Here is a 17,739-nt window from a genome sequence, read left to right on the forward strand (position 1 = left end):
GAGACAACGTTGTCTTAATCGACGATAGCCCTCGGCGAGTTCGCGGTCAAGCCCCGAGACTCTCGCTCAGCGCGAGAGCAGCTCTGCGAGCCGGGGAAGCTGGTCGGCGCGCTCCAGTGCTGACCCGACCGCCACCACGCGCGCACCGGCCTCGAGAAAACTCGCTGCGTTCGCCGAATCCACGCCCCCGGTTGCGACGAATGACACGATGGGGAACGGCCCGCGCATGGCGCTCAGCCACGCAGGGCCGAGGGCCGAGGCCGGGAAGACCTTGAGCCAGTTCAGCCCCATCTCGGTCGCAAGCTGCACCTCGGTCGCCGACGCGACTCCGGGAAGGCTCGGCATGCCTGACGCCCACGATGCGCGCACCACAACAGGGTCGAAACCGGGGCTCACCGTGAAGGCCGCCCCCGCGTCCCTCGCCGCGCGCACCGAGTCAGGGCTCGTGATCGTTCCTGCACCGACCGCGAGACCGCGGTCGGCAGCAGCAGCCGCGACGACCCTCAGAGCCCTGGCATCTGCATCCGACTGCAAAGGCAGTTCGACCACCGTGACGCCCAGCTTCCATGCGGCCACCGAGATCTCGAGGCTTCGCTCTGCGCCAAGCCCACGCAAGATCGCCATGACGGGAGCGCCGGCGAACGCGTTGTCGAACCAGTCGTTGGCGAGCTGGGCGGTTATGTGCACGGTGCACTCCTGACGAAGTCCGAGGTCGACGAGAGCGAGCGCGCCGCGAAGGCGTGACCGTTCGCAAGGGCGGCCGTGCCGTCGGCGGCGTCTAGCAACGCATCTAGATATCCGGCCGCGAAGGCGTCGCCCGCGCCAATGACTTCAACAATGGGAACGGCGGGGGCGGCAACGAATGTGGACGTGCCGTCCCGATACTCGGTCGCGCCATGTGCGCCGTCTTTGACAATGAGTCGCCCCGGCACCGGCAGCAACGCGCGCACGTCGTCGGGAGTCCGGGTGCCCCACAGCGCCTCGGCCTCGTCGAGACCGACGAAGAGGATGTCGGCGCGGGTCGCGAGGGCGGCCAGCAGCGGCCCCGCCTCGTCCGGTGACCACAGCGCGGGACGGAAGTTGACGTCGAACGACAGCCGCACGTGCGAGTCAGCGCTCACGCGATCGACGATACGTTCGACCAGACGGCGGCATCCGTCGGAGAGCGCTGGGGTGATGCCGGTGAGATGCAGGAACGTGGCATCGCCGAGCTGCAGGTCTTCGATGTAGTCGGCGTCGAGGCGCGATGCAGCGGACCCGTCACGGTAGTAGTGAACGGAACTCTGCAGACCCTGCGGATCTTTGAGATAGATCCCCGTGCGCGCGGTGGAGTCGACGCGCACGGCACGAGTGTCGACCCCACCCTCGGCGAGCTCTCGCAGGATGCGGCGCCCGAGCGGGTCGTCTCCCACCGCGGATCCCCAGGCGACGCTGCGACCGGCCTCGGCGAGGTAGAGAGCGACTGTGGACTCGGCTCCGGCCACGTGCAGCTGAGTCTCGCGGGCATGCTCGAGTCGTGCAGTCGACGCAGGAGTCACGAGCGCCATCGTCTCGCCGACCGCGAGCAGATCGAGCTTCACCGGCTGCGCTCCACCCTCAACAACAACGCTTGTTCGGGGTTGACGGCGGGCAGGGGCAGTCCCAGCTCGGCCAGCAGCTCGCCGGTGGTCACGACACCTTGACCAATCCATGCAGGCGCGCGGCGCTGCATGACGCACGCCGACACCTCCTGCACCACGCTCACACGGTAACGGGCGTCAGGATCTAGTCCGATCAGCGGCGCGCTCCCGGGCAGTTCGTTCTCGCTCGTCGTCACGGCTGTGACGAGGTACAGAGCATCGTCCCGCGATGGCGATATCACCCCGTGTAGTCGGTAGGCGTCGTCAGGCAGGTCTGCGCGGACGCGCGTGCCCGAATGGATGAGCGTGCGATGCCGCTTGTACAGCGCGATCAGCCGAGCCAGGCTCGGCGAGTCGTCGGAGCCATCGGTGGATTTCTCGGCCCCCCACTCGAACCCAAGGTGCCCGAAGAATGCGGTCGCCGCCCGGTACCCCAGGTCGTGTGTACGCCCCGTCGTGTGGATCGCACGCGCCTGCCCAATCTGGGTGCCGACGAGCTCCGGCGGCAATATGACCTGTATCCACCCCTGCAGATTCTCGCGCTCGAGCGCGTCGTTCGTATCGGTCGGCCACACCCGGTCGGCGTGAGCAAGAACGCCGAGGTCGATGCGGGCACCCCCCGCCGAGCATGACTCGATCTCGAGACCTGAATGCGCGGCCTTCAGCGCGTCCATCATGCGATACACCGCGAGGGTCTGGCCGCGGGGAAACGCCACCATCGGGTCCCGGTTCTGGTCCCACTTGAGATAGTCGACGCCGCTCGCGGTGATGACCGCGTCGATGCTCTCGAAAACTTGCTGCCAAGCAGCCGGATGCGTCAGGTCGACGGTCTGTTGGTGACGCCATCGTGGAGGCAGGGCGGGGCCGAGCCTGGCGATCCACTCGGGGTGCGCGCGCGCCAAGTCGGAGTTCTCGTTGACCATCTCGGGCTCGAACCACAGCCCGAATTTCATGCCGAGTCCGTGCACATGATCAGCCAACGGCGCCAGCCCGTCCGGCCAGCGTGCGAGGTCGACCGCCCAGTCGCCAAGCCCCGCGGTGTCGTCGACCCGTCCTCGGAACCACCCGTCGTCGAGCATGAAGAGCTCGGCGCCCGCCCGTGCGCCGTCGTCGGCCACTCGGGTCAGGTCGCCGAGGTCGTGGTCGAAGCCGACAGCCTCCCAGGCGTTCACCACCACGGGGCGTGGACTCGACGGATGCGCCGGACGAGCGCGCAACCACCCGTGGAATGCCGCGCTCACGCCGTCCATACCGACAGCTGAGTATGCGGCGTATGTCGTCGGAGTCTCGTAGACCTGCCCCGAGGCGAGTATCACCTCGCCGGGATCCAACACCTCGGCGGCGCCGAGCACGGTGTGCGCCGACGGCCGGCGCTCGGCCCACGCATCCTGATTTCCGCTCCAACCCAGATGGGAAGCCCAGACCTCCCCGTGCCTGAAGCCGAAGCCGGGTGTGCCGACCGCGAAAAGCGAAGGACTGTCGTGACCGGGCCGACCATGACGGCTGGAACGCAACCACAGTCCCTGGGGAAGCAGGTGACGCTGCGGGGCGGCCTCGCGACACCAGCGCCCCGTCAGATCGAGCAGTTCACGGGCGCGCTGGGGCACCGGCAACACCACCGCGACATCGCCGATCTCGAGATCAATCGCACCGTCGTTGCGCACCGTGTGCGTAATGAGCAATAGCCCATGTTTCGAAAGCTCCAACATCGAGGTGACGCTCACTCCCGCGATGGGGTCGTCCTGTTGAAGCACCAACCGAGAGCCGTCGGAAGAGGCATCGAAGCTGGCCACGATCAGACGTGTCCATACGGCGCGACCGTCGCGGCGCATCCGGATACCGGGCCGGCCAGCCCATCCCGCCTCCAGCGACGGCAGGAGGTCCAGCGACATTCCCGCGTCGATCTCGCTGGGCGCTACGGCGGGCCGCAGAACGTCGGCGTCGGGTTCCGAGCTCAGTCGTCTCCCCCAATGCACGATCCGCGCACCGCCAGTGCCTTCGGACACCGCCACCAGCACGCTTGTCGGACTCGATGAGCTGTCCGGCGTGCGCAAATGGACGAGCGTCACCACTCTGCAAAGCTCCCGTCCGAATACGACCACACCGGAGACCCAGGCTCGAGAGGGCCGTCCACCACCATGCCGCGAACCACGTCCTCATCGATGTCGATACCGAGACCAGGCCCGGTCAGCCGAGGTATGTGTCCGTCCACGAGTTGCAGCACCTCCGGATTCCGCAGGATCCTCAACCACGCACTCGATGGATCGTGCACGTCGATGACCTGCTCCTGGGCGAAGAAATTGGGCACTGCGAAGTCGATCTGCAGGCAGGCGGCGAGCGTCACCGGCCCGAGCGGGCAATGCGGGGCGACCTGCGCGTCGTAGACCTCGGCCTGAGTCGCGATTCGGAAGCTCTCGGTGATGCCGCCGGCATGTGAGAGGTCGGGTTGCACCAGCGCGATGCCTGCCTCGAGCACCCCGCGGAAGCCAGTGCGGTCGTAGAGCCGCTCGCCCGTCGCGATCGGAATCGACGACGCATGCACGAGTTCGCCGATCATCGCCGAGTGCTCGGGCCGGAGGGGTTCCTCGACGAACGCGAGCGCGAACGGTTCGAGCAGTGGAAGGATGCGCCGCGACTGCGGTACCGAGAGTCGGCCATGGAAGTCGATCGCCAGGTCGATGTCCGGACCCACCGCATTCCGCATTTCCTCCACCTGGCCGACGAACCGCTCGGCCCACGCCGGTGTGTCGATGAAACCGACCGGACCCTCATCCGGCGCGAACTTGAGCATCGTGTAGCCGGCCGCGACGAGTTCTCTCGCCCGTTCGGGGCTGCCGCTGCGTCGTGGGATACCCGGCCCCGCATACGTGTTCGCGTGTGCATACATCCGCGCAACGTCCCGAGTCGGCCCGCCGAGCAACTCGTGGATCGGAGCACCCAACGCTTTACCTTTGATGTCCCAGAGCGCCTGGTCGATTCCCGACACCGCTGACCCCATGATCGGCCCACCACGATAGAACCCACCGCGGGTCAGCACCTGCCAGAGCCTGGTGATCTCACGCGGATCCCGCCCGATCAGGTACTCCGCCATGCGCTCCACGGCGGCTGCGGTGGGACGCGCCCAGTTCTCAGCCACGGCCTCACCCCACCCATCGACGCCACTCGATGTGGTGATCTTGAGCAGAGCCTGACGGTTGCTGAGCACGAATGTCTCGACAGCGGCGATGCGCACGACAGCCCCTTCAGCCTTTGACGCCCGCAGAGGCCGAAACCCCGCGCAGGAACTGCTTCTGGAACACGACGAACAGAGCGACGGGCACGATCAGCGCGATGAACAGCGCCGCCATCTGCACGCTCAGCTCGGTGTTCTTGAGATTGAGGAAGAGCGCCACCGAAATGGGCTGCAGTTCGCGATTGGTGATGACCAGCAGAGGCCAGAGGAAGTCCTTCCAGGAGGCCATGATCGTGATCAGCCCGACGACGCCGAGGATCGGACGAGACAGCGGCAGCACGATGACGAGGAAGATACGCCACGCTCCCGCTCCGTCGATTCGCGCAGCCTCGAACAGGTCGCGAGGCAACGAGTCGAAGAACCTCTTGGTCACCAGAATCATGAACGCGTTGGCCGCCCCGGGGAGCCAGAGCGCGAAGTAGTTGTCGATCAGCGAGCCTCCGACGATCGGTAGATCGAGGATCGTCAGATACAACGGCACAAGCGCAATGATGCTGGGAACGAACAGGGTCGCGAGAATCCCCGCCGAGAGGATCGGTGCCCACCGCGGCTTGAGCACGCTGAGGCAGTACGCGCACGTCGTGCAGACGAACAGGGTCACGACGGCCTGGCCTGCGGCGATCACTGCCGTATTGAGCATGTACTTGCCGATGGCCGACTGTTCCCACGCGGTGACGAGGTTTTGCCATTGCAGTACGCCGGACGGGAAGATCCCCAGAGGGTCGGTGATGATGTCTTGCGTCGTAGAGATCGCCGACTTCGCCAGCCAGAGCAGCGGGCCCAGCCCAACGATCAACAGCCCAACGAGAATCAGGGCCTGGACGAGGAACAGCACGATCCGCACGCTCCACTGCTTCCGATCGGCGGGAGAGATGATGCTCCGCTCATCGGCCTCGATCTCACGGTCTCGCCGGTTCTGGATACCGGCGCGCAGCCATGCCGCCACGGTCATTCGGTGCTCCATTTCTTGGTGGCCGCGAAGTAGGCGAGGCTCAGCACGCCGAGTGCCAGCGCGAGCAATGTGCTCAGCGCGCTGGCGGCGCCGAAGTCCTGCGAGACGAATGCGTAGTTGTAGATCATGAGCAGCACGGTCATCGTCGAGTTGCTCGGCCCTCCCCCCGTGAACAGGAACGGCTCGGCGAAGACCTGCATGGTTCCGATGAGTTGCAGGAGCACCATGATGATGATCACCCCGCGGATCTGTGGGAGCGTGACATTCCAGATCTTGGACCAGATGCCCGCGCCGTCGAGATCTGCAGCCTCGTACAGCTCACTGCGCACCCCCGTGAGAGCGGCGATGTAGATGATGACGGTGGCGCCGGCACCCGCCCAGGTCGCCTCGATGACCATCGATGGCAGGGCCAGCGCCGGCGAGTTGAGCCAGCCCAGAGGAGCGATGCCGAAGAACCCGAGGATCTGGTTGAAGAGGCCTGTGGCGCCGGGGTCGTAGAAGGTCTTCCAGAGCAGGATCGCCACGACCGGCGGGATGACGACGGGAAGATAGGCCAGCAGATTGAAGAGGCGCTTGGACTTCCGCAGCTCGGCCATGAAGACGGCGAGGAAGAGTGGCACCGGGAACCCGATGACCAGTCCCAGCGCGACGAAGAGAAGAGTGTTTCCCACGGCCTGCGGCAGCAACGGGTCGCTGAGAACATAGGCGAAGTTGGACCATCCGACCCAACTCGGCTCGGCGGCGAAATTGATCCTCTGCCAGCTCATGATGAGCCCGCGAACGATGGGGCCCCAGGAGAAGTATCCGAAGACGATGAGCGCGGGGAGCGCGAAGATGATCGCGGTGAGCCCGCCACGCCTTGACCACACCCGCGGAGCCATGCTTCGGGTACGCGGAACGACGGACGTGGCGGCCTCCGTCGTTCGGTCTTGTACTACGGACATCATGACCTCGATTTTTGCGCGCAATCCGGCGGGCGGAGGGCGGTGCCCCCGCCCGCCGACTGCTAGCGGGCGATCTTGCCGTTGACGGTGGTGATCGCGCTCGCGATCAACGCGTCGATGTCAGCATGAGGATCGGCGAGTACCGCCTGGATCACCGGATCCAGCGAGGCGTAGACATCCTGCGCCTTGACTGGCGGTTCGATCAGCAGCGGCATCGTCGTGAGCGAGGCCGTGTATGGGTCGAAGTTCGACAGCGGCACGTTGATGTACTCGCTGATCCATCCGAGGTACGTTTCGTAGCTCGAGTCGCTCAGCACCTGTAGCTCCGGCAGTCCGACGGGCAGATTCTGATCCGCGTTCGCCTTCGCTGCGTCCACCGCACTCTTCTCGATGAGCTTCGCGTCGAGATAGACCTCTTTCACGTAGAGGGCGAGCGCCTCTTTCTGCGCTTCGGTGGTATCCGGGCTCACCATGAACACGCCGCCACCGGTGAGAGAGCCGTTGGTGCCGTTCGCCTGGGGCATCGGGCCCATACCGATACTCTCGGGGTTCATGCCATAGGTGACGGTCGCATCGTGGTAGCTAGAAGGCGACCCGATGAACATGCCGACGCGGTTCGAGGCGAGAGCCTCCCCGATGCCGGCCTGGTCGTAGAGAATGTTGTCGCCGATCGACTTGTCATCGAAACGCATCTCGCTGAGCAGCGTGAGGTACTCGGCGGTCGGGCCGTCGTCGAACGTCGCCTCGGTCCCGTCCTCGTTCTCCATCGTGCCGCCGTACGAGTAGGTCGCCGCCGTGAGCATCCAGCCACCGGTGTTGGTCTGCGTCATCGTGCCGTAGCCGGGAACGCCCGTCGCCTCGGTGATCTGCTTGGCGTAATCGCGCAGCTCGTCCCACGTGGTCGGGGGCTTGTCCGGGTCGAGTCCGGCCTGGGTGAACAGGTCACGGTTGTAGACGAGACCAAGTGCATAGGCCGTGAAGGGAACGCCGTACACATTGCCGTCGTCGTCGGAGGCGAGTTCCAGCGTGGTGGGGTTCAACTGATTCAGGATGCCGGTGCTCGTGAGTGCTTCGGTGATGTCACCGGCCTGCTTGTTGCGAACGATCGAAAGCGAGTCGGTGAAGTAGACGACGTACAAGTCGGGCAGAGTTCCCCCAGCGAGCATCGCGTTGAAGGTCTGCGGGTCGAAGTTCTTGTCGGAGCCTTCGACCGTGATATCAGGGTGGTCCGCCATGAACGCATCGATGCGGTCGTTGAACACCTTCAACTGTTCCGGCTGATCGGCCGGTGGCTTGCCCGTGACGGTGATCGTCACGGGTCCATCCTCGTCCGGAGCAGCGGCGGGCGCGCAGCCGGCCACTCCTAGGACGACGACGGCGGCGAGAGCCGCGAGCAGGGTTGCCCTTGGTTTCATCATTGAAACTCCTCAGTCATTTCGGTCTGCATTCCGGTGTGGGTCTGGCCGGAGCCGTGCGCGTCATCCGGTCGGACAACGTTGTCTCATATTGATCCAAACCCATGGCGATGTCAAGACGCATCACCTTTCGATGATCAAACCGAGATCGAGTCGAGATCGCAGGACGTGATCGGGAACACGTACTCCGGCTCGAACCCGATCAACTCACGAGCTCGCGATGTGTCGACTCCGACGGCACGACCAGGGATGGGCTGCCGCACTGGCACCCCCGGTGCCCAGCGCGCCAGCCCATCGGCTGTCGGCCACGGTACCGACGTCTCGGCGGCCGCGACGAACAGGATCTCCGCGCCGGGCGTCGGCAGTGAGAGGCCCATGATGAGTGCTCGGGCCGCATCGGTGACATGCAGGTACGACCAGCCTTCCTTTACCGCCCGCCGGGGGTCCACCAGGTTCAGGGCACTGATCTCGGCTATGAACGATTCGGGACCGGTGTGCGGCAACCTCAGGCAGGCGATCGCCATGTCCCAGTGGCTCGCACACATCGCCGCCGTCAACTCGTCCTGCCGCTTCGACAGGGAGTACCAGTCGTCGAGCTGCGAGGGCAGCTGTTCGTCGAGGGGGAAGTAGGCGGGCATCACGTCGTGACTGTTGAACGTCACGCCGATCGCATTGATGCTCGACGCTATCGACGCGTGCCGGATACCGGCCTGCCCGGCCGCGCTCAGCACCGTGAACGTCGACACGACGTTGGTCGTGAAGACTTCATGCGGCGTCCCTGCGGCAGGCGACGGCAATGCTGCGCAATGGATCACCGCGGCACAGCCGACGAGCGCGCGGGCGACGTCGCGCTCGTTCCGTGAGTCTCCGACGATGAACATGTCGGCTTCGGTCGACGCGCCCGGCGGTCCGGCATGTCGATCGAAGCCGGTCACCTCGACCCCCGCCGCCGTCAGCTGTCGCACCACCTCTCGGCCGATCGATCCGTTCGCACCCGTGACGAGCACCCTGCCGAGGAGGAACGGATCGAGCCGTGCGATCTCAGGCATTTTTCGGAGCGACCGGCCAACGCCCGCCCCTGCTGACCAGCCGTGTGGGTAGGAGAACCTGCCGGGGGTGGGAGGTGTCGCCCGCGATCCGATCGAACAGCCGCTCAGCGGATGCGATGCCCAGGGCCTCGGTGTCGTAGTCGACGATCGTCACGGCCTGCGGCAGCAATCGCGACATCTCGAAATCGTCGAACCCGACAACCTCGACATCAGCGCTGCGCCGCCAGATCTCCTCTACCGCTCCGATCGTGCTGCGGTTGTTCCCGCACAGCACCGCAGTCGGCGGGTCCGGAAGATCCAGCATCCCCGCCAACGCCGAGACCGCATCATCGGGCGAATGCGACGTGAACGAGACGATGTCGTCATCGAAGGTGAGGCCGGCGGTCTCCATCGCCTTCTGCGCGCCCGCCAACCGCTCGCGCATCGTGAAGATGTCGAGGGCGTCGAGGAGCAGGCCGATGCGCGTATGAGCACGCGCGATCAGACCGGCCACAGCATCTGAGGCTCCACCTCGGTTGTCCACGAGGATCGCATCGGCCTCGAGGCCGATGCCGGGGCGGTCCACGAAGACGACAGGGATGCCCAGCTCAACCTCGGCGCGCAGATAGCTGTGGTCACTCGATGTGGGCACCACAATCAATCCGCTGACCCGACGCTGGCACAGGTCGAGCACGGTGCTGCGCTCGAGCTCGTCGTTCTCCTCGGAACTCGAAATGATCACGTGGAACCCGCGCTCGCGCGCCACCGCCGCGATCGCGCTGGACAGTGTCGAGTAGAACGTGTTCGACAGGTCGGCGGTGATGAGGCCAATCGTGCGGGTCTCGGTGCCCGAGCGCAGACTGGCCGCGACGTCGTTGCGGCGGAACCCGAGCTTGCGGATCGACTCGTAGACCCGCTCGGCCATCTCCGGATCGACCGTCGAGATGCGGTTGACGACGCGAGAAACGGTCTTGAGGCTGACTCCGGCGTCAGCTGCGACGTCCACCATCGTGGGGCGGCCACTCGAAATCACCATTCCCACATTCTGTCTCATGACGGCGGCGCCGGTGGTCGCGCCACGAGGACTTCTCCACTGCCGGAAATCGTCATGGCTCCCGCATCCCAGGGCACGACCACCGTCCCACCGACCGCCAGGATCTTCTCGCCGTCGTTCGTCGCCAGCGTTATCGCCCCGTCCGTGACGAGGACGATGGCGAAGCCCTGATCTAGAGCGATCTCGAACAGGTCGGCCGTGACCCGATGACGCTCCAACCGGAAGTACTCCGCTGCCGCCGGCGGGAGCGTGCAAGAACCCCATGCGTCGGAGGTGATCAGCGCATCGAGCGCTTCCTCGGATACCGGCCGCAGGTCGACGGCGGTCAGTGCGCGGTCGAATCCAACACCGAGATGGCCGTCCGCGGCTCCGTCGAGGTCGAACCCGCGCCACTCCAAGAGGATCGAGAGGTCTTCCGGCTCCTGCAGCTCGGCCAGCAGTATGCCCTCGCCGATTGCGTGCAGCATGCCGGCCGGTACGTAAACGGTGTCGCCGCGCTCGACCCGTCGCCGACGCAGCAGGGCGAGGAGGCCGTCGGTGTCCTGAGAGTCGACGAGGGCGGCGACGTCAGCGAGGTCGACGTCTGCGCGCACACCCAGGTATATGTCACCGCCTGTGAGGATGTGCCAGGCCTCGACCTTGCCGTGCGCACGACCGAGCCATCGACTCGCGAACTCGCGGTCTGGATGCGCGTGCACGGGGAGGCGCTGTCCGGCGTGAAGCAGCTTGACTAGCAGCCGTGTGTCGGCGCCGTAGGCGGACACGTGACCCGGCCCCAGCCATCCTTCCGGATCGGCGGCGACCGCGTCGACGAGAAGACGCCCGTCCGGCAGTGTGGTGAGCCCAAGAGTCGAATGCCCAGCCATGCTCGTGGTCGACGCGACCCAGTCCTCGGGTACGTGGTCTCCCGTTGCCTCCGTCCCGCGGAAGTCCGCGATCAGCGCGCCGCCGCGGTAGAAGCGATCTCTGGGTTGATTGGGTCCTAGGACGAACGGTTGCACGATACAATCGTAGACAACGTTGTCCCAGCGGGCAACAGATTGACATGGATCGTGCGATCCGCAGTGACGCGACCACTCGACGATGAGATGAGAACCCCATGCGCAGACGCTGGAATTTGAGCGAACAACCCTGGACCCTTCGCGGTTGGCGGCAGAACGACTGGGAGATGGGCAAGTCATTCGCCCGTACAGAGGACGGCACCAACGACGTCGCCGCCCTGACCGTGTGGGTACCCAGCTCGGTGCGCGGCGCCCTCGTCGAGGCGGGCATCGTGCCGTCACCCTACGTGGGCACGCAGTCGCGGGCGTCGGAATGGATCGAGAACCGGCACTGGAGCTACACCACCGAACTTCCCGCAGACATGTTCGATGCCGCCGCGGGCCATCGCATCATCCTCACCGCCGAGAGCCTCGACTATGCCGGCGTCGTCCTGGTCGACAGCGAGGAGGTCGCCCGTTTCCGGGGGTCGCTGATCCCCGTCGAGTTCGACCTGACGGAGGCGATCGCGGGCGGCGGCCGCGATCTCACGATCGTCTTCACGCAGGTGCCCGACGACCTCGGGCAGATCGGTCGCACCAGCCGCATCCGGGAGTGGAAGGCGCGGTTCAACTACGGCTGGGACTGGACTCCCCGAATCGTGCAGCTCGGCATCGCGGGTCCGATCGCCCTCGAGGCCCGCGCCGGGGCAGTGATCGACGACGTGCGGGTACTCCCCGAGTACGACGCGCAGGCCGGGACCGGTCGCCTGCGCGTACGGGTCACGGCATCCGAGGCAGGTCAGAGCGGCACGGTGACCATCACCGGACCCGGCACATCGGCTGGGCACACGATCAGTGCCGATGGGGAATGGCACTACCTCAATGTCGGATCCGTCGAGGCGTGGACCGTGCACACCGCCGGCGACCGGAATCTGTACGAGGTCACGGTCGAGATCCCGGGCGACTCCGTCACCCGTCGCGTGGGTTTCCGCGATCTCCGGTGGCTTACGACCGAAGGCGCCCCGGCAAGCGCCGAGCCGTGGCTGCTCGAGCTGAACGGACGGCGGATCTTCCTCGCGGGCGTCAACTGGGTACCGATCCGGCCCGACTACGCCGATGTCCGCATCGAGGACTACCGGCTCCGCTTCAACGCCTACCGCGACCTCGGTGTCGTGCTCCTGCGTGTCTGGGGTGGGGCCGCTCTCGAGCGCGCGGAGTTCTACGACCTGGCCGACGAGTACGGGTTCCTCGTCTGGCAGGAGCTTCCGCTGTCCTCGAGCGGGATCGATAACTCCCCGCCCGACGACCCGGAGTTCGCAGCTGAGCTCGCCGAGATCGCCAGGAGCTACGCGCGACGTATCTCGCATCACGCCAGCCTCGCCGTCTGGGGCGGTGGCAACGAGCTCACCACCGATAGCCCGGTGATCACCGACATCGAGCCTCTCGACGACACGCATCCGGCGCTGGCCGCCGCGAAGTACGCGTTCGCCGACGACGATCCCACCCGGCGGTACGTCGCTACGTCACCGCTGGGCCCGAGCACGTGGGCGCGGGAAGACGACTATGGCACCGGTGTGCATCACGATGTGCATGGACCGTGGGAGTACGACAAGTCGTTCGAGGACTGGAAGCGCTACTGGGATGCCGACGATTCGACTCTGCGCAGCGAGGTCGGGATGAGCGGCGCGAGCAGTATCGACCTCCTCGAGCGGTTCGACATGGCCGGTCCGACCGCCACCCCCGCGGAGCGCGCCGCGCTGCAGCAGCGGTGGTCGCACTCCTCGGCGTGGTGGCTGGGCGAATACAAGAGGTGGGACGGGACCGGAACTCTGGACGAGTGGGTGGCGCACAGCCAGGCGCGCCAGGCCGAGTGGTTGGGGTACGCGGCCACGGCCAGCCGCAACCGCTTCCCGGCGGTCGGCGGATTCATCGTCTGGCTGGGACACGACACGTTCCCGTGCGCGGTCAGCCTGTCGGTGCTCGATTTCGAGGGGGCGATCAAGCCGGTGGGAGACGCCCTACGACGGGCATTCCGGGGCTAGGTCCTCGGCGCGGAGTCTGGGTCCTCCCCGGGGGGCACAGGTCAGCGAATTGGCCAGGCGAGCGCCGCCGCTATCTCGTCGGCGCGGCGCTCACCCCCGGCCGGTGCCATGCGATTGGTCGTGTATCCGAACGCGAGCCCGTTGCCCGGGTCGAGGAAGCCGAGCGCTCCCGCGGCACCGTCGTGTCCAATCGCTCGATGGCCGGCAAACGGCCGGTCTGCGAACGGCTTCTGGAACACCACGCCGAACCGGCCGGGTTGGCCGCTGAACAGGTCGGTCCCGGCCGATTGGATCTGACCGAAGTCGGCGACCGTCGCATCCGTCAGAAGACGCGGTGCGCCGAGGTCGTCTACCACCGACGCGTACAGGCGGGCGATGCCGCGCGCGGATCCGACACCGCCGGCGGCAGGCATGCCCACGGCGTGGGACTCCCTCGAGTTCGCCAGGTGATCGAGGCCGGGGTCGAGCAGCAGCGGAGCGACGATCAGGTCGATAACCTGCGTCGGCGACGACGACGCGGGCGGGACGTCCGGGATCACGACGGGAGCGACCCGGGTCTCGAGATCCTCGGGCAGTCCCAGATAGAAGTCGATGTCGCAGGGCGCGCGCACCTCACGCTCGAAGAACTGCTGCAGCGACTCCCCAGCCACCCGACGGCACAGCTCGTTCATCAGCACGCCGAGGGTGAGAGCGTGATAACTCCATCCGATCCCCGGACGCCAGAACGGTCGCTGCTCGGCGAGGCGCGCGGAACCCCGTGCGTCGTCGGTGAACTCGGCCCAACTCAGGCCGCCGTCCGCCTCGACGAGACCGGCTCGGTGACTGAGCAGTTCGCGCACCAGCACGTGCTGCTTGCCGTGCGCGCCGAACTCCGGCCAGTAGCGAACCACCGGCGCATCAAGGTCGAGCAGCCCGCGTTCGACGAGCATCGCCAGACAGATCGCGGAGGCCCCCTTCGACACCGAGAACACGCAGATCAGCGAGTCCGACCGGAGACCCGGACCTCCCCAGGCGTCCAGTACGAGCTCGCCGTCCACATACGCCGCGACCTGCGCCGAATAGTCCAGGTCGTCGGCGCATTGACGCTCAAGAACGCCAGCTGCCGCTTCGTAGCCGGCCGCGACCGTCCACTGGTCCCGCTCGATCATCCACTCACCCCTCGAAACACTACGTCAGCACCGGCGCGACCACGCGCTGCTCGCGCTGCGAGGTCAGCGCCGCATCGTACAGGCGGTGCGTCAACCACGCCTCCTGCGGCGTGACGCACCCGAACCTGTCGCCGAGCGACCCCGCCCGTTCGGCGAGGAAGGCAGCCCACATCTGCAGGATCGCGTCGGAGAACCCGAACTCGAAAATGCCGCCGGTGACGGTCGGCCAGATCGACTGGCTGCCCGCCTGAACGTGCTGCCAGACCTGCTCCGAGCCAGCCGGCGCACCGGGAAATCCCGGACGTTGCAGCACCCGTAGGGTCTTCGGCTCGGCCGTGGAGAACTCAACGACGCCGTCAAGCCCCGAGATGCGCAGGCGCCAGGTGTTCTTCTGTCCTGGATCGATGCGCTTCGTCTCGACGACGAGAGGAAACTCGTAGATGACGCCCCCGGCCTCCGCCTGGACGGTCGCGGTGACCGTCGCGTTCTCGATCGTGTCGCACACGACCATCGCCCCCGACGCGCCCGGTCGTTCGGGAATCAGGTCCTGCAGCACCGCATACAGTCGCGCGGGCGCCCAACCGAGGCGCAGCGGAACGTGCCAGGCGTGGAGTCCGAGGTCGTTCATGACCCCGGCCTCGCCGCAGTACTGCGACTGCCGCTTCCAGTTCACCGGCTTCGCGAGGTCGTAGTCGCTCGAGTGGAGGAACGCGCTCGATACCTCGATCACACGACCGACGCCGCCTCCGCGAACGAAGTCGATAGCGGCCTGAGCACCGGGGAAGAACGGCATCTCGCTCGACACGCGGACGAAACGTCCGGTCTCGTCGACCGCAGCGAGGATCGCATCAGCGGCCGCGGCATCGATGCCGAACGGCTTCTCGGCGAGCAGGTCCTTCCCTGCGCGCAGCGTGTCGATGTACATCTGCTGGTGCAGGTCGTGGCGCACGGCGATGTAGACGACGTCGATCTCCGGATCGGCAAGCAGCTCCCGGTAGTCCGTGACCTTCGTGGTGACGGTGGGTATCTGGTCGAACCAGTCGAGGGCGGCGGGGTTGATGTCGGCGACACCGGTCAGCACAGGCCGAACCGGATGGTCGATCAGCGCGGGCCAGCGTTGGATCGCAGCGGCGATCTCGCGGCCCATCAGTCCGCCGCCGACGATGCCCACGTTGACCGCCTGGGGAGTAATCGTGCTCATGCAAGACCCTCTTCGTCCGTACCGGCCCCGATCAATGCCAGCGCGTCGTCGACGGATAGGCCGTCGTGAAGGACGCCCATCAGTGCGGCGGTGATGCCGGCCGGGTTCGGATGCTGGATGATGTTCCGACCGTAGACGATGCCGCGCGCTCCCTGCGCCAGCACGGTCTCGGTACGACGGAGCAGCGTCTCGTCCGGTGCACGGCCGCCACCGCGCACCAGAACCGGGATGTCACCGGCCACTTCGACGACCCGGTGGAAGTCGAGCGGGTCGTCGGTCGGGTCGGCTTTGATCAGGTCGGCGCCGAGCTCGCGCGCCTGGCGCACGAGGGTTGCGATCTTGTCGGTGTCTCCGTCGACCATGTACCCGCCGCCGGCCTTCGCATTGTCCTGCATAACGAGCGGTTCGATCATGAGGGGCATGCCGTAGCGCGTGGCCTCGGCACGCAGCTTCATGATGTTCAGCACGCACTGCTCGCGCACCTCGGGGCGCCCCGGGAGGAACAGCAGGTTGACGCACACCGCCGCTGCGTCGAAGCGTACCGCCTGCTCGATGGCATCCGGGAAGACATGACTGAACAGATGGCTGTCGAGAGGGTTGCCGTAGATGTTGGCGATATCCGTGCGCATCACGAGCGCGGGTTTCGGTCGCTGCGGAATGCGCTGCAGCAATGGAGCGAGACCGGGACTCAGCTGAACGGCGTCAGGGCCGGCGGCCACAATCGTGGCGACGCTGGACTTCATGTCTTCGATGCCGGTGAGGAAGCTGGGTTCTCCGAAGAAGCCGTGATCGACAGCGACGTCGAGAGCACGGTTCGAGCGTGGGTTGAACAGTCTGTTGAGTCGATATGTGTGCATTGTCCTGGGAACGGTACTATACTGAGACAACGTTGTCTAGCCCAAGGAGATTCGGACTATGAGCGCACGGCCGGACTCCAGTTCGCGCGTAGGTGCGGTTGGCGGCTCAGCCGGCCCGATGGCCCTGGTCGTCGGCCACGTCTGCGTCGACCTCACCCCGGGTCTCGACTCCTTGCCGTCTCTCGTCCCCGGCGATCTGAGCGCCGTGGGTGAACTGCGGATGACTCCCGGAGGCTGCGTCGCCAACACCGGCGGCGACCTCGCCGAGCTCGAGGTCTCGGTGGCGGTGTGCGCTGACATCGGCGATGACGAGCTCTCCGTGCCCCTCCGCCGTCTCGCCGCGGGGCGGGGACTCGACATACGCGGATTCCGCACCACAGCGGCCACGACCTCGTACTCCATCGTGTTCCAGCCGCCGGGGCGTGACCGCACCTTCTGGCACCACACCGGCGCCAACACCCTCTTCGATGGAACGCACGTGGTGCTCGACGGCGTCGATCTGCTGCACATCGGCTATCCGTCCCTCCTCCCCGCTCTCGTCGCCGAAAAGGGAAGACCGCTCGTCGCGCTCCTCGATCGAGCGCGCGCCTCCGGTATCACCACATCCCTGGATCTCGCCGTCGTCGACGCTCCCACCAAGCAGACGCGGATGTTCTGGGACGAGGTGCTGACCGCCGCGCTCCCCTCGACGGACATCGTCTCTCCGAGCATCGACGACCTCGCATCCGCCCTGGGTTCCGACGCGCTAGGCGACGGCACTCCGCTGGCGGCGGCTCAGCTGCTCGTTGATCGCGGCGCCGCGATCGCGGTCGTGTCCGACGGGGTCCGGGGGTTCGGTTTCACCACGGCGGATGCCGCCCGTTTCGCCCGCAGCGGGTCGGCGGTGGCCGGCCTTCCGAGCGCGTGGTACGACCGTCGCGAAACCGTTCCCGCCTCGACGGTCACCGTGCCGGTCACCACCACCGGCGCAGGTGACGCCGCGACGGCGGGCCTGCTCGCGGCCGTCCTCCGCGGAACGGCCCCGGATGCGGCGGTGCGTTTCGCGGCCGATGTGGCCGCCGCGCGAGTGGCGGGTCTTCCCCTTGCGACCGTGGCGGCAGGGCATCCGAGCGACCTGGAGAGCGCACTGAGGTCGTCGTGATCGAGACCGCGGGCTTCGTCGCGTCCGGCTACGAGTCCGTGGCCGACGCGTGGTCCGAAGACCCGCTCGGTCTCGACACCGGCGGCACCAGTCTCGCGGTCTACCGACACGGCCAGCTGGTACTCG

Annotated in this window: 15 protein-coding genes; 2 read left to right on the forward strand and 13 right to left on the reverse strand. The window is 66.5% G+C overall.

Annotation, left to right across the window (positions count from 1 at the left end; genetic code table 11):
• Positions 1-66 precede the first annotated feature (66 nt).
• The 10 genes from QZ258_RS12060 to QZ258_RS12105 form a co-directional block, all read right to left on the reverse strand.
• Positions 67-687: a bifunctional 4-hydroxy-2-oxoglutarate aldolase/2-dehydro-3-deoxy-phosphogluconate aldolase gene (locus QZ258_RS12060; RefSeq protein WP_294181878.1), complete on the reverse strand. Its 621-nt coding sequence runs from the start codon at positions 685-687 to the stop codon at positions 67-69.
• On the reverse strand, positions 678-1,580 hold the full coding sequence (locus tag QZ258_RS12065; protein WP_294181880.1) for a sugar kinase: 903 nt from the start codon (positions 1,578-1,580) through the stop codon (positions 678-680). Before QZ258_RS12065 ends, QZ258_RS12060 begins: the two co-directional genes overlap by 10 nt.
• Complete coding sequence (locus tag QZ258_RS12070) at positions 1,577-3,691, reverse strand: alpha-galactosidase (protein ID WP_294181881.1); 2,115 nt, start codon at positions 3,689-3,691, stop codon at positions 1,577-1,579. The genes QZ258_RS12065 and QZ258_RS12070 overlap by 4 nt, the downstream gene beginning before the upstream one ends.
• Positions 3,685-4,851: a galactonate dehydratase gene (gene dgoD, locus QZ258_RS12075; RefSeq protein ID WP_294181883.1), complete on the reverse strand. Its 1,167-nt coding sequence runs from the start codon at positions 4,849-4,851 to the stop codon at positions 3,685-3,687. Before dgoD ends, QZ258_RS12070 begins: the two co-directional genes overlap by 7 nt.
• 10 nt (positions 4,852-4,861) lie before the next feature.
• Positions 4,862-5,803: a carbohydrate ABC transporter permease gene (locus QZ258_RS12080; protein WP_294181885.1), complete on the reverse strand. Its 942-nt coding sequence runs from the start codon at positions 5,801-5,803 to the stop codon at positions 4,862-4,864.
• Positions 5,800-6,684 carry a carbohydrate ABC transporter permease gene (locus tag QZ258_RS12085; protein WP_294181886.1) on the reverse strand — a complete coding sequence of 295 codons (885 nt, stop codon included), beginning with the start codon at positions 6,682-6,684 and terminating at the stop codon, positions 5,800-5,802. Before QZ258_RS12085 ends, QZ258_RS12080 begins: the two co-directional genes overlap by 4 nt.
• Positions 6,685-6,809: 125 nt before the next feature.
• Positions 6,810-8,165, reverse strand: coding sequence for an extracellular solute-binding protein (locus QZ258_RS12090; protein ID WP_294181888.1), 1,356 nt, complete (start codon positions 8,163-8,165; stop codon positions 6,810-6,812).
• A 134-nt stretch (positions 8,166-8,299) separates the two neighbouring features.
• Positions 8,300-9,211, reverse strand: a complete 912-nt coding sequence (locus tag QZ258_RS12095; protein WP_294181890.1) for an NAD(P)-dependent oxidoreductase — start codon at positions 9,209-9,211, stop codon at positions 8,300-8,302.
• On the reverse strand, positions 9,204-10,226 hold the full coding sequence (locus tag QZ258_RS12100) for a LacI family DNA-binding transcriptional regulator (protein WP_294181892.1): 1,023 nt from the start codon (positions 10,224-10,226) through the stop codon (positions 9,204-9,206). The genes QZ258_RS12095 and QZ258_RS12100 overlap by 8 nt, the downstream gene beginning before the upstream one ends.
• Before the next feature lie 14 nt (positions 10,227-10,240).
• Positions 10,241-11,245 carry a class I mannose-6-phosphate isomerase gene (locus QZ258_RS12105; RefSeq protein ID WP_294181894.1) on the reverse strand — a complete coding sequence of 335 codons (1,005 nt, stop codon included), beginning with the start codon at positions 11,243-11,245 and terminating at the stop codon, positions 10,241-10,243.
• Between the two features lie 167 nt (positions 11,246-11,412).
• Between QZ258_RS12105 and QZ258_RS12110 the strand changes: the two genes are divergently transcribed.
• A complete protein-coding gene (locus QZ258_RS12110; protein ID WP_294181896.1) occupies positions 11,413-13,266 on the forward strand; it encodes a glycosyl hydrolase 2 galactose-binding domain-containing protein in 1,854 nt (617 codons plus the stop codon).
• 41 nt (positions 13,267-13,307) lie between these two features.
• Here QZ258_RS12110 and QZ258_RS12115 read toward each other — a convergent pair whose 3' ends face one another.
• The 3 genes from QZ258_RS12115 to QZ258_RS12125 are packed head-to-tail and all read right to left on the reverse strand — an operon-like array spanning position 13,308 to position 16,472.
• Positions 13,308-14,414, reverse strand: coding sequence for a serine hydrolase domain-containing protein (locus QZ258_RS12115; RefSeq protein WP_294181899.1), 1,107 nt, complete (start codon positions 14,412-14,414; stop codon positions 13,308-13,310).
• A 19-nt stretch (positions 14,415-14,433) separates the two neighbouring features.
• The gene (locus QZ258_RS12120; RefSeq protein ID WP_294181901.1) at positions 14,434-15,615 is read right to left on the reverse strand and encodes a Gfo/Idh/MocA family protein; all 1,182 of its coding nucleotides are present in this window, start codon (positions 15,613-15,615) and stop codon (positions 14,434-14,436) included.
• Positions 15,612-16,472 carry a class I fructose-bisphosphate aldolase gene (locus tag QZ258_RS12125; RefSeq protein ID WP_294181903.1) on the reverse strand — a complete coding sequence of 287 codons (861 nt, stop codon included), beginning with the start codon at positions 16,470-16,472 and terminating at the stop codon, positions 15,612-15,614. The genes QZ258_RS12120 and QZ258_RS12125 overlap by 4 nt, the downstream gene beginning before the upstream one ends.
• A gap of 58 nt (positions 16,473-16,530) precedes the next feature.
• On the opposite strand from QZ258_RS12125, the gene QZ258_RS12130 reads away from it, so the two are divergent.
• On the forward strand, positions 16,531-17,613 hold the full coding sequence (locus QZ258_RS12130) for a carbohydrate kinase family protein (protein ID WP_294181905.1): 1,083 nt from the start codon (positions 16,531-16,533) through the stop codon (positions 17,611-17,613).
• The last annotated feature ends 126 nt before the right edge of the window (positions 17,614-17,739 follow it).

Source organism: uncultured Schumannella sp. (assembly GCF_905479755.1).
Lineage (GTDB): Bacteria > Actinomycetota > Actinomycetes > Actinomycetales > Microbacteriaceae > DCRR01.

What these genes read in the sequence shown, in the direction of transcription:
- QZ258_RS12080 (WP_294181885.1), bottom strand. Translation starts at nt 5,803, where the DNA reads ATGACCGTGGCGGCATGGCTGCGCGCCGGTATCCAGAACCGGCGAGAC.
- QZ258_RS12085 (WP_294181886.1), bottom strand. Translation starts at nt 6,684, where the DNA reads ATGGCTCCGCGGGTGTGGTCAAGGCGTGGCGGGCTCACCGCGATCATC.
- QZ258_RS12090 (WP_294181888.1), bottom strand. Translation starts at nt 8,165, where the DNA reads ATGATGAAACCAAGGGCAACCCTGCTCGCGGCTCTCGCCGCCGTCGTC.
- QZ258_RS12095 (WP_294181890.1), bottom strand. Translation starts at nt 9,211, where the DNA reads ATGCCTGAGATCGCACGGCTCGATCCGTTCCTCCTCGGCAGGGTGCTC.
- QZ258_RS12100 (WP_294181892.1), bottom strand. Translation starts at nt 10,226, where the DNA reads ATGGTGATTTCGAGTGGCCGCCCCACGATGGTGGACGTCGCAGCTGAC.
- QZ258_RS12110 (WP_294181896.1), top strand. Translation starts at nt 11,413, where the DNA reads ATGGGCAAGTCATTCGCCCGTACAGAGGACGGCACCAACGACGTCGCC.
- QZ258_RS12115 (WP_294181899.1), bottom strand. Translation starts at nt 14,414, where the DNA reads ATGATCGAGCGGGACCAGTGGACGGTCGCGGCCGGCTACGAAGCGGCA.
- QZ258_RS12120 (WP_294181901.1), bottom strand. Translation starts at nt 15,615, where the DNA reads ATGAGCACGATTACTCCCCAGGCGGTCAACGTGGGCATCGTCGGCGGC.
- QZ258_RS12125 (WP_294181903.1), bottom strand. Translation starts at nt 16,472, where the DNA reads ATGCACACATATCGACTCAACAGACTGTTCAACCCACGCTCGAACCGT.
- QZ258_RS12130 (WP_294181905.1), top strand. Translation starts at nt 16,531, where the DNA reads ATGAGCGCACGGCCGGACTCCAGTTCGCGCGTAGGTGCGGTTGGCGGC.